At 61.8% G+C, this 12,896-nt stretch carries 14 protein-coding genes; 10 read left to right on the forward strand and 4 right to left on the reverse strand.

What is annotated here, in order from left to right; genetic code table 11:
* Positions 1-22 precede the first annotated feature (22 nt).
* Positions 23-406: a DUF6124 family protein gene (locus J2W17_RS26340; protein WP_307341631.1), complete on the reverse strand. Its 384-nt coding sequence runs from the start codon at positions 404-406 to the stop codon at positions 23-25.
* A gap of 739 nt (positions 407-1,145) precedes the next feature.
* On the opposite strand from J2W17_RS26340, the gene mdcA reads away from it, so the two are divergent.
* From mdcA to madM, 9 genes are all read left to right on the forward strand, one after another.
* Positions 1,146-2,816: a malonate decarboxylase subunit alpha gene (gene mdcA, locus J2W17_RS26345; RefSeq protein ID WP_307341635.1), complete on the forward strand. Its 1,671-nt coding sequence runs from the start codon at positions 1,146-1,148 to the stop codon at positions 2,814-2,816.
* Positions 2,816-3,691, forward strand: a complete 876-nt coding sequence (locus J2W17_RS26350; RefSeq protein ID WP_307341638.1) for a triphosphoribosyl-dephospho-CoA synthase — start codon at positions 2,816-2,818, stop codon at positions 3,689-3,691. The genes mdcA and J2W17_RS26350 overlap by 1 nt, the downstream gene beginning before the upstream one ends.
* Positions 3,691-3,990 carry a malonate decarboxylase subunit delta gene (locus J2W17_RS26355; RefSeq protein WP_064680236.1) on the forward strand — a complete coding sequence of 100 codons (300 nt, stop codon included), beginning with the start codon at positions 3,691-3,693 and terminating at the stop codon, positions 3,988-3,990. The genes J2W17_RS26350 and J2W17_RS26355 overlap by 1 nt, the downstream gene beginning before the upstream one ends.
* Positions 3,983-4,834: a biotin-independent malonate decarboxylase subunit beta gene (locus J2W17_RS26360; RefSeq protein ID WP_307341643.1), complete on the forward strand. Its 852-nt coding sequence runs from the start codon at positions 3,983-3,985 to the stop codon at positions 4,832-4,834. Before J2W17_RS26355 ends, J2W17_RS26360 begins: the two co-directional genes overlap by 8 nt.
* A complete protein-coding gene (gene mdcE / locus J2W17_RS26365) occupies positions 4,831-5,634 on the forward strand; it encodes a biotin-independent malonate decarboxylase subunit gamma (protein WP_307341646.1) in 804 nt (267 codons plus the stop codon). The genes J2W17_RS26360 and mdcE overlap by 4 nt, the downstream gene beginning before the upstream one ends.
* Positions 5,628-6,248 carry a malonate decarboxylase holo-ACP synthase gene (locus J2W17_RS26370; RefSeq protein ID WP_307341649.1) on the forward strand — a complete coding sequence of 207 codons (621 nt, stop codon included), beginning with the start codon at positions 5,628-5,630 and terminating at the stop codon, positions 6,246-6,248. Before mdcE ends, J2W17_RS26370 begins: the two co-directional genes overlap by 7 nt.
* On the forward strand, positions 6,245-7,156 hold the full coding sequence (gene mdcH / locus J2W17_RS26375; protein ID WP_307341652.1) for a malonate decarboxylase subunit epsilon: 912 nt from the start codon (positions 6,245-6,247) through the stop codon (positions 7,154-7,156). Before J2W17_RS26370 ends, mdcH begins: the two co-directional genes overlap by 4 nt.
* 64 nt (positions 7,157-7,220) lie before the next feature.
* Positions 7,221-7,637, forward strand: a complete 417-nt coding sequence (gene madL / locus J2W17_RS26380) for a malonate transporter subunit MadL (RefSeq protein ID WP_307341654.1) — start codon at positions 7,221-7,223, stop codon at positions 7,635-7,637.
* Position 7,638: 1 nt separating this feature from the next.
* Positions 7,639-8,403 carry a malonate transporter subunit MadM gene (madM, locus tag J2W17_RS26385; RefSeq protein WP_307341658.1) on the forward strand — a complete coding sequence of 255 codons (765 nt, stop codon included), beginning with the start codon at positions 7,639-7,641 and terminating at the stop codon, positions 8,401-8,403.
* A gap of 111 nt (positions 8,404-8,514) precedes the next feature.
* Here the strand turns inward: madM and J2W17_RS26390 are convergent, their stop codons facing one another.
* Positions 8,515-9,429: a LysR family transcriptional regulator gene (locus J2W17_RS26390; protein ID WP_307341661.1), complete on the reverse strand. Its 915-nt coding sequence runs from the start codon at positions 9,427-9,429 to the stop codon at positions 8,515-8,517.
* 259 nt (positions 9,430-9,688) lie between these two features.
* Here J2W17_RS26390 and trhA point away from each other — a divergent pair, with 259 nt between their 5' ends.
* On the forward strand, positions 9,689-10,306 hold the full coding sequence (gene trhA / locus J2W17_RS26395) for a PAQR family membrane homeostasis protein TrhA (protein WP_307341663.1): 618 nt from the start codon (positions 9,689-9,691) through the stop codon (positions 10,304-10,306).
* 154 nt (positions 10,307-10,460) lie between these two features.
* Here the strand turns inward: trhA and J2W17_RS26405 are convergent, their stop codons facing one another.
* Both J2W17_RS26405 and J2W17_RS26410 read right to left on the reverse strand, forming a co-directional pair.
* The gene (locus J2W17_RS26405; protein ID WP_307341666.1) at positions 10,461-11,180 is read right to left on the reverse strand and encodes a 16S rRNA (uracil(1498)-N(3))-methyltransferase; all 720 of its coding nucleotides are present in this window, start codon (positions 11,178-11,180) and stop codon (positions 10,461-10,463) included.
* Positions 11,181-11,372: 192 nt separating this feature from the next.
* On the reverse strand, positions 11,373-12,779 hold the full coding sequence (locus J2W17_RS26410) for an adenosylmethionine--8-amino-7-oxononanoate transaminase (protein WP_033060427.1): 1,407 nt from the start codon (positions 12,777-12,779) through the stop codon (positions 11,373-11,375).
* Positions 12,780-12,896 lie beyond the last annotated feature (117 nt).

Here is a 12,896-nt window from a genome sequence, read left to right on the forward strand (position 1 = left end):
CAATTCACCACTAACCTGACAGCTACACCTTGGCCTGAGTCCACATCTGCATCTGCAGCGCCTCATGATGATCCATCACCCGCTCCACCAACAACTGCACCCCATCGGCCATGCGGCTGAGCGCCAAGGCCACCGAGCGGCGCGAGCCTTCCACATCGTCCGCCAGATCGGCTGCAATGGCGCTGATGGACAGCAGGTCTTCGGAGGCGTTGGCCAGCAGGGCTTCGGTGTCGATATCGGGAGAGACGGTGAAGAGCTGGAATTTTCGGTGCTTGGCTGGTTTTTCGTCAGCCAGGGGGAAGTAGTGCGCGAAGACGCGGTCGGCGGCTTCCTTGAGTTTTTCGGCTTCGAGAAAAGCTTCGGAACCGGTGTCGGTTTCCGGGGGGTTGGGAGTAACTTTGAACATAGTGAAGCTCCATTTAAGAGTTTCAGCTGCTCCATCGGGTTCCAATCGAAGGGGTGGCAGCTGTACGCGGGCTGGAACCCGGGCAAACGGACAAAACCCGACAGACACTAAGGTCTCCCGCGCACAGCCGCCATAACGGAGTGCACACATTAAAGGTGCGCAGCATACGTTATGAAAGGCGCTTTTGCCTCGTTAACACCACGGGGTTCCAATCCCGGTCGCTGAGTTTCCAGCGACCCCCAAACGATAAAGACCAACACAAAACCGCACCATTCAGCGGGTTCCGGCATTTCTGTAGGCAGCGACGCCAGACTGCGTAGCCTTTCACCGATCCTGGGGACAAACTTTTAAACACAAACCTCAAGCTGTCTGACCGGCCTGTGGCGAAGCGTCGTTCCGACAAGCCCCCTCGCCTTAATGGTTTCTGCATTCAGTTTGAAGATTCCCAAAAAGGGACCGATCGGTCCTATCTTGGGACTTATCGATCATTGCACTCCGGCATTGAAACCGGCGGAGATTGTTCTGGCCCCTTCGCGAGCAGGCTCGCTCCCACAGGGGTTTTGTGTACGACGGGGATCCATTGTGGGAGCGAGCTTGCTCGCGAAGGCGTCGGGACAAGCAACCAACTTCTCCAGCCGATCATTACGGTGACCGTAACGATCCGTCTCTCTGCTTGATTGATGCCCCCCACCCAACACTCCTAAGGTGACTCCCACGACAGCGAACCCGTGGAGTGGTCATGACAACAACAATATCCCCCGACTCGCGATGGACGCGGCGGCGCAGCGAAAAGCAGCGGCGTCTTGAGTTGGTCAAGGATCTAGCCGACGGTGTGGTGTTGCCCACCGACAAGATCGTTGCGGCGCTGGAGGCCTTGATCCTGCCCGGCGACCGTGTGGTGCTGGAAGGCAACAACCAGAAGCAGGCGGATTTCCTCTCGCGCTCCCTGGCCAAGGCTGACCCGGGCAAGCTGCATGACCTGCACATGATCATGCCCAGTGTCGGTCGCGCCGAGCATCTTGACCTGTTCGAACGCGGCATCGCCCGCAAGCTCGACTTCTCCTTTGCCGGTACCCAGAGCCTGCGCATCAGCCAGTTGCTCGAAGACGGCCTGCTGGAAATCGGTGCGATCCACACCTACATCGAACTCTATGCGCGGCTGGTGGTGGACCTGATTCCCAACGTCGTACTCTCGGCCGGTTTCATGGCCGACCGCGCCGGCAACATCTATACCGGCCCGAGCACTGAAGATACGCCGGCATTGATCGAACCCGCCGCCTTCAGCGACGGCATTGTCATCGTCCAGGTCAATCAGTTGGTGGACGATGTCAGTGAACTGCCGCGGGTCGACATTCCGGCATCCTGGGTCGACTTCGTGGTGGTGGCCGACAAGCCGTTCTACATCGAGCCGCTGTTCACCCGTGATCCACGGCACATCAAGCCCGTTCACGTGCTGATGGCGATGATGGCGATCCGCGGGATCTACGAAAAGCACAGCGTCCAGTCCCTCAACCACGGCATCGGTTTCAACACCGCCGCCATCGAGCTGATCCTGCCGACCTACGGTGAATCCCTCGGCCTGAAGGGCAAGATCTGCCGCAACTGGACCCTCAATCCTCACCCGACCCTGATCCCGGCCATTGAAAGCGGTTGGGTCGAAAGCGTGCATTGCTTCGGCACCGAACTGGGCATGGAAAACTACATCGCCGCCAGGCCTGACGTGTTCTTTACCGGACGCGATGGCTCACTGCGTTCCAACCGGATGTTCTGCCAACTGGCGGGGCAATACGCGGTGGACCTGTTCATCGGCGCGACCCTGCAAGTCGACGGCGACGGGCATTCCTCCACCGTGACCCGCGGCCGCCTGGCCGGTTTCGGCGGTGCGCCGAACATGGGCCACGACCCGCGCGGTCGTCGCCACGGCACGCCGGCCTGGCTCGACATGCGCCACGACGACGCGCCCGAAGCGTTGCTCGAACGCGGCAAAAAGCTGGTGGTGCAAATGGTCGAGACCTTCCAGGAGGGTGGCAAACCGACCTTTGTCGAGACCCTCGACGCCGTCGAGGTGGCGAAGAAAAGCGGTATGCCGCTGGCGCCGATCATGATTTACGGCGACGACGTCACGCACCTGCTGACCGAAGAAGGCATCGCCTATCTGTACAAGGCTCGGTCCCTCGAAGAGCGCCAGGCGATGATCGCCGCCGTCGCCGGGGTCACGGTGATTGGTCTGCGACATAACCCGAAAGACACCGCGCGCATGCGCCGCGAAGGCCTGATCGCCTTGCCCGAAGACCTTGGCATCCGCCGCACCGACGCCACCCGCGAATTGCTCGCCGCCAAAAGCGTGGCCGATCTGGTCGAGTGGTCCGGTGGCCTGTACAACCCGCCCGCCAAATTCAGGAGCTGGTAATGCACGCATTCAACCTGCAACCCAAACCTTTATCACTGGCCGAGCACCTGGCGGACCTGGCGGTTGACGCGCTGATCGACGAAGCCGACTTGTCACCGAAACCGGCGCTGGTCGACCGTCGCGGCAATGGCGCTCATACCGATTTGCACCTGGGACTGATGCACGCTTCGGCACTGTCGCTGTGGCCGGCGTTCAAGGAAATGGCGCAAGCGGCCAGCGAGTTTGGCGGGGTCGGTTTGCCGCTGCGCGAAGCCATCGGGCGGATCGGTCGGGAAGGGGAGCAAGCGATGCTCGCCACCACCAGCGGCGTCAATACCCATCGCGGGGCAATCTGGGCGTTGGGCTTGTTGGTAACCGCCGCCGCGCTGGACCCCGAATTCACGGCCCCGGGCGCGATTGCTTTACGCGCCGCACGCCTGGCGTTGCTCGACGACCGTTACGCGCCGCATCCGCTCAGCCACGGCGCGCAAGTCGCTCAACGCTACGGCGCGCGCGGAGCCCGTGAAGAAGCGCAGCTGGGTTTCCCGGCGGTGATTCAACGGGCGCTGCCGCAACTCAAACACAGCCGTGCTGCCGGCCATGGCGAGCAGAACGCCCGCCTCGATGCCTTGCTGGCGATCATGACCCGACTGGCCGATACCTGCGTGCTGTACCGCGCCGGCGAAACGGGCTTGCACACCATGCAAAGCGGCGCTCAAGCAGTGCTCGACGCGGGGGGTAGCGCCAGCCTCGCGGGGCGTCGCCGCTTGCATCGACTGGACGAACAATTAATCGCGTTGAACGCCTCGCCCGGCGGCGCTGCCGACTTGCTCGCAGCCTGTCTGTTCCTCGACCGTATCGAGTCTGGCGACAGCATCATCCAGGGAGCTTTCTGATGGAAACCTTATCCTTTGAATTCCCCGCCGGGCAGCCGCCACGGGGGCGAACGCTGGTGGGCTGTGTCGGCTCGGGCGATCTGGAAGTGCTGATCGAACCGGGTCAGGCCGGCACGCTGACGATCAAGGTGCAGACCTCGGTCAATGGCGCCGAACAGCGCTGGCAGCATCTGTTCGCACGGATGTTCGACGGCCAGAACCCGCCGGCGATGGCGATCGATATCCACGATTTCGGCGCGACCCCTGGCGTGGTGCGCCTGCGTCTGGAGCAAGGTTTCGAGGAGATCGGCCATGACTGACAGCGCAGCCCATCTTGATAAGCATAGCTTCGTCGAACTCGGTGCCCGGCAACGGGCAAAAGCCTTGCTCGACGCCGGCAGCTTCCGTGAACTGCTCGACCCGTTCCAGCGCGTCATGTCGCCATGGCTGTCGCGCCAGGGCGTGGTGCCGCAAGCCGATGACGGCGTGGTGATCGCCAAGGGCAGCATCGCCGGTCTGCCGGTGGTGATCGCGGCCATCGAAGGTGCATTCCAGGGCGGCAGCCTCGGTGAAGTCGGCGGGGCGAAGATGGCCGGCGCACTGGAACTGGCCGCCGAAGACAACCGCAACGGCATCCCCACCCGCGCCGTGTTGCTCCTGGAAACCGGTGGCGTGCGCTTGCAGGAGGCCAACCTCGGGTTGGCGGCGATTGCCGATATACATGCCGCGATCGTCGATTTGCGCCAGTACCAACCGGTGGTCGGCGTCGTGGCCGGCAGTGTCGGTTGCTTCGGCGGTATGTCGATTGCCGCCGGGTTGTGCAGTTATTTGCTGGTGACCCGGGAAGCCAGGCTCGGCCTGAACGGTCCGCAAGTGATCGAACAGGAAGCGGGGCTTGAGGAGTACGACTCCCGTGACCGGCCCTTCATCTGGAGCCTGACCGGTGGCGAGCAGCGTTTTGCCAGTGGCCTGGCGGATAGTTTTGTCGCCGACGATGTGGCGCAGATTCAGCAGCAAGTCAGCCAGTTCCTGCAAAAGGGCCTGCCTGAGCACCAACGCAGCCGTCAGGCCGAGCTGTTCCTGCAACGGCTGGCCCGCCTGGATGCCGAGCCGCAAATCGAGCCGGCGACGGTTCGCGATCTGTATCGAGGAGAGCGCTCATGAGTTCGTATTCCCTGAGAGGTTTGCACTGGTTCGATGCCTTGAGCGCAGCGGCGAAGCCAGTGACGGGTTTGCCGGCTTCGTTGAAAGTGGCCGACGGGGCATTGGGCGACCAGCCCGTTCGTTTTATCTCGGTGGTGGGCGACCCCGACAACCGCTTCGTCCGCGCTCGCAACGGCGAGGTCGGCTTGCTGGAAGGTTGGGGCCTGGCCAAGGCTGTGGATGAAGTCATCGCCGCCGATCGGGATCAACCGCAAAAACGCGCCTTGATCGCCATCGTCGATGTGCCCAGTCAGGCTTACGGTCGACGGGAAGAGGCGCTGGGCATTCATCAGGCCCTGGCCGCTGCGGCGGACAGTTATGCCCGTGCACGCCTGGCCGGCCACGCCGTGATCGGTTTGCTGGTGGGCAAGGCCATGTCCGGGGCGTTTCTGGCTCATGGTTACCAGGCCAATCGGCTGATCGCCCTGCGTGATCCGGGAGTGATGGTGCATGCCATGGGCAAGGCGTCGGCGGCGCGGGTGACCTTGCGCAGTGTCGAAGAGCTCGAAGCCTTGGCCGCCAGCGTGCCGCCGATGGCCTATGACATCGACAGCTATGCCAGCCTGGGCTTGTTGTGGGAGACCCTGTCGGTGGAGCAGATCGAGCAGCCGACGACGGCGGATGTGGCGCGGGTGAATGAGTGTCTGGTTCAGGCGATTGGCGATGTCGCTGCCACCGGTTGCGATCTGAGTGGCCGCCTGGGCGCGAGCAACCGCGCGGCATCGAGCAGGGTTCGCCAGCTGTTGAGGGTGCAGTGGTGAGCACGTTTCTGGCTCACGACCTGCTCTGGGGGATGACCCCGCAGCAGCTGCCGGTGGATGCACCTTCGTGGGTGATCGACTCGATCAGCGTGGGTCAGCCGGTAGTGGTTCGGCGCGCGTTGAGCGCAACGGGCCGAATCGCGATCGGAGTGCGTGGGCGGTTGCGCGAGCAGCGGTATGCAACGTCGATGGCGGTCGAGATGATCGAGCGTCGGGTGCAGCCTGAAGCGCTCTGTCATCTCTCGATTGATCGGGATTTACCCGCAGTGCGTGCCCTCGATCAACTGCGTCCGCTGCTCGATGGCTGTGACTGGGTGTGGGGTGTCAGTGGCAGCGCCGGGTTTGAACTGGCCAGCGGTTTTGCGGCGCTCCATGAGCGCAGCGATCTCGATTTGATTCTGCGTACTCCGCAACCGTTGAACCGACTCCAGGCGCAAGAGTTGGTAACGCTCCTGGGCGTTGCCGAATGCCGTGTCGACATGCAATTGCAGACACCTTATGGCGCCGTGGCTCTGCGCGAATGGGCCGGCTCGTCGCATCGGGTGCTGCTCAAGAACGCTCAGGTCGCCTGTCTTGTCACCGATCCCTGGCAGCCGCAGGAGCAAGCAGCGTGAGCAGTTTGCTGGTGTTCCCCGGCCAGGGCGCGCAGCAACCGGGCATGCTTCATCGTTTGCCTCGGGAAACGCTGATCGAGGCGAGCGAGGTGCTGGGTGAAGATGTTTTGTTGCTGGATTCTGCCGAGGCGTTGCAGTCGACGAGGGCGGTTCAGTTATGCCTGCTGATCGCTGGAGTGGCTGCTTCACGTCAGTTGTCATTGAAGGCGGATTACGTGGCAGGTCTGTCCATCGGTGCTTATCCGGCAGCGGTGGTTGCCGGTGCCTTGAGCTTCAGCGATGCGCTGCATCTGGTCAGCCTGCGCGGTGAGCTGATGCAGCAGGCTTATCCTCAGGGCTACGGCATGACCGCGATCATCGGTCTGGAGCTGGCGACGGTGGAAAGCTTGCTGGCGCAGGTTCACAGCCTCGACACGCCGGTTTACCTGGCCAACATCAACGCCGATAACCAAGTCGTCATCGCCGGCAGTGACAGTGCGATGAAAGCGGTTGCCGAGTTGGCGAAAGGTCGTGGTGCCGGTCTGGCCAAGCGTCTGGCGGTCAGTGTGCCGTCTCACTGCCCGCTGTTGGAAACCCCGGCAAAAATCCTGGCCGAAGCCTTCGCCAAGGTGCAATTGAAAAGGCCGACCCTGGGTTACCTGAGCGGCACTCGCGCCCGCCCCGTTATCACCCCGCAAGCCTTGCGCGACGACCTGGCCTTCAACATGTGCCGCGTGGTGGATTGGCGCGGCACGGTACAAAGCGCCTACGAGCGCGGTGTACGGCTACAGATCGAACTGCCGCCCGGCGCAGTGCTGACCGGGCTGGCGCGCCGGGTGTTCGAGCAGGGCACCGTGATTGCCTTCGACGGTGCGCGGCTCGATACCTTGCAGGCGTTGTTGCGCGAGGAGGGTCATCGCCAACCCTAGACCACCACTCAGACCTTCGAACAACAAAAACAACATTCGACGATGCACTTTGAGGACGACAACAATGATTATTTACGGTGTAGCGCTGTTGGCGATCTGTACGCTGGCAGGGGTGATCATGGGTGACATGCTCGGCGTGTTGCTGGGGGTGAAGTCCAACGTCGGTGGCGTCGGGATTGCGATGATCCTGCTGATCTGCGCGCGGTTGTGGATGCATAAACGTGGTGGCATGACCAGGGATTGCGAGCTGGGCGTCGGTTTCTGGGGCGCCATGTACATTCCGGTGGTGGTCGCGATGGCCGCGCAACAGAACGTCGTCACCGCTCTGCACGGCGGCCCGGTGGCCGTGCTGGCTGCGATCGGCTCCGTGGTGGTCTGTGGCTGCACCATTGCCCTGATCAGCCGTACTCATAAAGGCGAACCCTTGCCCGATGAGCCGGCAGAAGTAACGCCGGTTGGCGCACCCGCAGGAGGCCGCTGATATGTGGGATCTCATCGAAAAAGGTCTGGAACATAACGGTCTGGTGACAGCGTTCGCCTTTGTTGGCGTGATCATGTGGGTGTCGGTGATCTTGTCCAAACGCCTGACGTTCGGACGCATCCATGGTTCGGCGATTGCCATCGTCATCGGCCTGGTGCTGGCCTGGGTCGGCGGCACCATGACAGGCGGGCAAAAGGGCCTGGCGGATCTGACGCTGTTTTCCGGTATCGGCTTGATGGGCGGTGCGATGCTGCGGGACTTTGCGATCGTGGCCACGGCTTTTGAAGTGCAGGCCACCGAAGCGAAAAAAGCCGGGTTGATCGGTGTCATTGCCCTGTTGCTCGGCACGATTTTGCCGTTCGTCGTCGGGGCGAGCATTGCCTGGGCGTTCGGTTATCGCGATGCGGTCAGCATGACCACCATCGGCGCTGGCGCGGTGACCTACATCGTCGGGCCGGTGACCGGAGCGGCGATTGGTGCCAGCTCGGATGTGATGGCGCTGTCGATTGCCACCGGTTTGATCAAGGCGATCCTGGTGATGGTCGGCACACCGATGGCGGCGCGCTGGATGGGCCTGGATAACCCGCGTTCGGCGATGGTGTTCGGCGGGTTGGCGGGCACTGTGAGTGGCGTGACAGCCGGGCTGGCGGCGACGGATCGGCGGTTGGTGCCTTATGGCGCGTTGACCGCGACTTTCCATACCGGGCTTGGGTGTTTGCTTGGGCCTTCGTTGTTGTACTTCATCGTTCGCGGGATTGTGGGGTAAACCGCGGGGTGTTTGCTGACTGTTCCGACGCCTTCGCCGGCAAGCCGGCTCCTACAGGGGAATGCGTACTCCTGTAGGAGCCGGCTTGCCGGCGAAGGCCGCGACGCGGTTTCAGATTTGGCGATTGGCATACATCCGACACTCCGCCAGCAACGCCAGCAGATTCGGATCCCTCTCCTTGGCCTTCAGAAACACCACCCCGATGTGCTGCTGCAACCGATACTTCTCCTGCAGCGGAATCAGCTTCACCCGGTTCTCGTATACCGCCGCGATCCGCCCCGGCAACAACGCATAACCCACCCCCGAACTGACCATGCTCAGCAAGGTGAAGATGTCATTGACCTGCATCGCCACCTTGGGCTCGAACCCCGCCTGCTGGAAGACCCGTTTGCCGTCCTGATGCGTGGCAAAGCCCTGGGTCAGGGTAATGAACGTCTCGTCGCGCACTTCGGCCAGATCCACTTCGGTCCGTTGGGCGAACTTCGAATCGGCCGGTGTGGCAAGAAAGATGTCGTCGGAAAACAGTGGGATCTGTTCGCAATCCGGGTCGTTGATGCTCTCGTCCAGGGACACCAGGATCGCGTCGACCTCCATGTTCTTGAGTTTGTACAACAGGTCGAAGTTAGAGCCGAGGATCAGATCGATGTTGAGTTCGCTGCGACGAATCTTCAGCCCCATGATCAGCTGCGGCACGGTTTTCACCGTCAGTGAATACAGTGAGCCGAGCTTGAAGCGTTCAGCGGAAAACCCGGCCGCCTCACGGGTCAGGCGCACGCTTTCGAGCACGTCCTGGATCAGCTTCTGCGCCCGTTCTTCCAGCACATAAGCACTTTCCAGCGGCGTCAGGTTACGGCCTTCGTGCTTGAACAGCGGGCAGCGCAGGGCGCTTTCCAGGGAGTGGATCGCCCGGTGCACGCTGACGTTGCTGGTCTGCAATTCGGCCGCGGCCCGGGCCAGATTGCCGGTGCGCATGAAGGCCAGGAACACTTCGAGTTTTTTCAGGGTCAACTCTTCGTCAATCAGCATGTGGCGTGACTCTTGTTCGAATGGCTCGATTGTGCCCAATTCCCTAGGTTCACGCTTGCTGCCTTTGTAGGCGCTGGCTTGTCGGATCGCCGCACCGCAGCGAAGGCGTCCTATCAGCCAACACCTCTGCCGGATGTGCCGCCGCCTTCGCCAGCAAGTCGGCTCCTACAGGGGGCGATTGCGTGCTGAAACATTGCGCTTTTAGTCTCAAGGCCTGAGCCTTGCGCGATGTTGCAACTAATTTCGAGGTAAGCAACGCATGTATCACGGGGAAAGATTGAACGCCTGGACGCATCTGGTCGGCGCGGTAGCGGCGTGCGTCGGGGTGGTATGGATGCTGGTGATCGCCGGCATGGATGGCAGCCCGTGGAAAATCGTCAGCGTGGCGATCTACGGTTTCACCTTGCTGGTGCTCTACAGCGCGTCGACCGTTTATCACAGCGTTCGCGGACGCAAGAAAGAGATCATGCAGAAGGTCGATCACTTTTCGATCTACTTGCTGATCGCCGGCAGCTACACGCCGTTCTGCCTGGTGACCCTGCGCGGGCCCTGGGGGTGGACGTTGTTCGGCATTGTCTGGGGGCTGGCGCTGATCGGCATCCTGCAAGAGATCAAGCCGCGTTCGGAGGCGCGGATCCTGTCGATCGTGATTTACGCGGTAATGGGCTGGATCGTGCTTGTGGCGGTCAAGCCCTTGCTCGCGGCGCTGGGCGGCACCGGGTTTGCCTGGCTGGCGTCGGGTGGGGTGTTGTACACCGTGGGGATTGTCTTTTTCGCCCTGGATCACCGACTGCGGCATGCGCATGGGATCTGGCATCTGTTCGTGATCGCCGGGAGTCTGCTGCACTTTGTGGCGATAATGTTTTATGTCCTGTAGGAGCAGCCGGTCGACGCTCGATTGCTCGCGAAGGTCGTCAACGATAACGCTGGAAACCTGACACCCCACGGAGTTCTCCGGTTCTTCGCGAGCAAGCTCGCTCCCACAGCTACAGCGCCGGGCCTGTAGGAGCTGGCTTGCCAGCGAAGGCTGCCTAGAAGTCACCCCAAAGCTGCTGGGCCACCGCTAGCGCCACCACCGGCGCAGTCTCTGTGCGCAACACCCGAGGGCCGAGGCGGGCGGCATGAAACCCGGCGGACTGCGCCTGATCAACCTCGGCATCCGACAACCCACCTTCCGGCCCGATCAGAAACGCCAGGGTCGCGGGCTTTGCATGACTCACCAACGGCTCGGCCACCGGATGCAGCACCAGCTTCAATTCTGCTTGAGTCTGCTTCAACCAGTCTGCAAGCAGCAGCGGCGGATGAATGACCGGCACCCGTGAACGCCCGCATTGCTCGCATGCACTGATCGCCACCTGGCGCCAGTGCATCAGGCGCTTGTCGGCGCGTTCATCCTTGAGGCGGACTTCGCAGCGGTCGCTGAAGATCGGGGTGATTTCAGTGACACCCAGTTCGGTGGCTTTCTGAATGGCCCAGTCCATCCGCTCGCCACGGGACAGGCCCTGGCCGAGATGGATTTGCAGCGGTGACTCCACTTGCCCGGCAAAGCTTTCATCGATCTGCACCACGACGCGTTTCTTGCCGACGTCTACCAGTGTTGCGCGAAACTCGTGGCCCGAGCCGTCGAACAGTTGCAACGCGTCGCCCTCAGTCATGCGCAGAACGCGGCTGATGTAATGGGCCTGGGCTTCGGGCAGCTCGTGCTCGCCGGTGCTCAGGGGGGCGTCGATAAAGAAGCGGGACAGTCTCATGCGGGTTCTCTGGAAAAGGTGTCAATCATCTGAAGGTCGTTCCGACCTTATCGCTGGCAAGCCAGCTCCTACAGGATTTGTGGTTACCGCAAATTGTGTGCACGACATCTTACCTGTAGGAGCTGGCTTGTCGGATCGCCGCACCGCAGCGAAGGCGGCAGTCCAGGCACCCACAAGCTCAAGTGAATTCAATCAACCCGGATCGCGAAACCCCGGATGAAAGTCCTTCGGCACCGAAACGCTGACGCTGTCACGGGTCGCGATGTCGATCCCCTCACTGGCCACTTCCGCGAGGAAGTCGATCTGCTCTGGCGTAATGACGTACGGCGGCAAGAAATACACCACGCTGCCCAACGGACGAAGCAAAGCTCCGCGCTCCAACGCATGCTGGAACACCTTCAAGCCGCGACGTTCCTGCCACGGATAAGCTTCCTTGGTGGCCTTGTCCTTGACCATCTCGATGGCCAGCACCATGCCGGTCTGGCGCACTTCCGAGACGTTCGGGTGATCGGCCAAATGTGCGGTGGCGGACGCCATGCGCTGGGCCAGGGCTTTGTTGTTCTCGATGACATTGTCTTCTTCGAAGATGTCCAGCGTCGCTAATGCCGCCGCGCAAGCCAGGGGATTGCCGGTGTAGCTGTGGGAATGCAGGAAGGCGCGCAGGGTCGGGTAGTCGTCATAGAACGCGCTGTAGACATCTTCGGTGGTCACGCAGGCCGCCAGCGGCAGGTAACCGCCGGTCAGGGCCTTGGACAGGCACAGGAAGTCGGGGCGGATGCCGGCCTGTTCGCAGGCGAACATCGTCCCGGTGCGACCGAAGCCGACGGCGATTTCGTCGTGGATCAGGTGCACGCCATAACGGTCGCAGGCTTCACGCAACAGCTTCAGGTACACCGGGTGATACATGCGCATACCCCCGGCGCCCTGGATCAGCGGCTCGACAATCACTGCGGCCACGGTGTCGTGGTTCTCGGCCAGGGTCTGTTCCATGGCGGCGAACATATTGCGTGAATGTTCTTCCCAGCTCATGCCTTCGGGGCGCAGGTAGCAATCGGGGCTCGGCACCTTGATGGTGTCCAGCAGCAAGGCCTTGTAGGTTTCGGTGAACAGCGGCACATCGCCCACCGACATCGCCGCCATGGTCTCGCCGTGGTAGCTGTTGGTCAGGGTAACGAAGCGTTTCTTGTTCGGCTGGCCGCGGTTGAGCCAGTAATGAAAGCTCATTTTCAGCGCGACTTCGATGCAGGACGAGCCGTTATCGGCGTAGAAACATCGTGTCAGGCCCTCCGGCGTCATCTTCACCAGGCGCTCGGACAGCTCGATCACCGGCTGATGGCTGAAGCCGGCGAGGATCACGTGTTCCAGCTGATCGACCTGATCCTTGATGCGCTGGTTGATCCGCGGGTTGGCATGGCCAAACACATTGACCCACCAGGAGCTGACGGCATCAAGGTAGCGTTTGCCCTCGAAGTCTTCCAGCCACACGCCTTCACCGCGCTTGATCGGGATCAGCGGCAGCTGTTCGTGGTCTTTCATCTGGGTGCAGGGATGCCACAACACCGCGAGATCGCGTTGCATCCACTGATTATTCAGGCCCATGTTCAGTCTCCTCGAGGCGGCTCGCGACAGGCGCGGGCAAACAATCGGGCAAGCCTATGCAATGCGCGTCACGGGGACAACCCATTGTGTAGTTTGAGCTACTTTGTATAGGACGGT

Source organism: Pseudomonas lini (genome assembly GCF_030812475.1).
In the GTDB taxonomy this organism is placed as follows: Bacteria; Pseudomonadota; Gammaproteobacteria; order Pseudomonadales; family Pseudomonadaceae; genus Aquipseudomonas; species Aquipseudomonas lini_A.

What these genes read in the sequence shown, in the direction of transcription:
- J2W17_RS26360 (WP_307341643.1), top strand. Translation starts at nt 3,983, where the DNA reads ATGACTGACAGCGCAGCCCATCTTGATAAGCATAGCTTCGTCGAACTC.
- mdcA (WP_307341635.1), top strand. Translation starts at nt 1,146, where the DNA reads ATGACAACAACAATATCCCCCGACTCGCGATGGACGCGGCGGCGCAGC.
- J2W17_RS26405 (WP_307341666.1), bottom strand. Translation starts at nt 11,180, where the DNA reads ATGAGACTGTCCCGCTTCTTTATCGACGCCCCCCTGAGCACCGGCGAG.
- madL (WP_307341654.1), top strand. Translation starts at nt 7,221, where the DNA reads ATGATTATTTACGGTGTAGCGCTGTTGGCGATCTGTACGCTGGCAGGG.
- madM (WP_307341658.1), top strand. Translation starts at nt 7,639, where the DNA reads ATGTGGGATCTCATCGAAAAAGGTCTGGAACATAACGGTCTGGTGACA.
- trhA (WP_307341663.1), top strand. Translation starts at nt 9,689, where the DNA reads ATGTATCACGGGGAAAGATTGAACGCCTGGACGCATCTGGTCGGCGCG.
- J2W17_RS26410 (WP_033060427.1), bottom strand. Translation starts at nt 12,779, where the DNA reads ATGGGCCTGAATAATCAGTGGATGCAACGCGATCTCGCGGTGTTGTGG.
- J2W17_RS26350 (WP_307341638.1), top strand. Translation starts at nt 2,816, where the DNA reads ATGCACGCATTCAACCTGCAACCCAAACCTTTATCACTGGCCGAGCAC.
- J2W17_RS26390 (WP_307341661.1), bottom strand. Translation starts at nt 9,429, where the DNA reads ATGCTGATTGACGAAGAGTTGACCCTGAAAAAACTCGAAGTGTTCCTG.
- J2W17_RS26355 (WP_064680236.1), top strand. Translation starts at nt 3,691, where the DNA reads ATGGAAACCTTATCCTTTGAATTCCCCGCCGGGCAGCCGCCACGGGGG.
- J2W17_RS26340 (WP_307341631.1), bottom strand. Translation starts at nt 406, where the DNA reads ATGTTCAAAGTTACTCCCAACCCCCCGGAAACCGACACCGGTTCCGAA.
- mdcE (WP_307341646.1), top strand. Translation starts at nt 4,831, where the DNA reads ATGAGTTCGTATTCCCTGAGAGGTTTGCACTGGTTCGATGCCTTGAGC.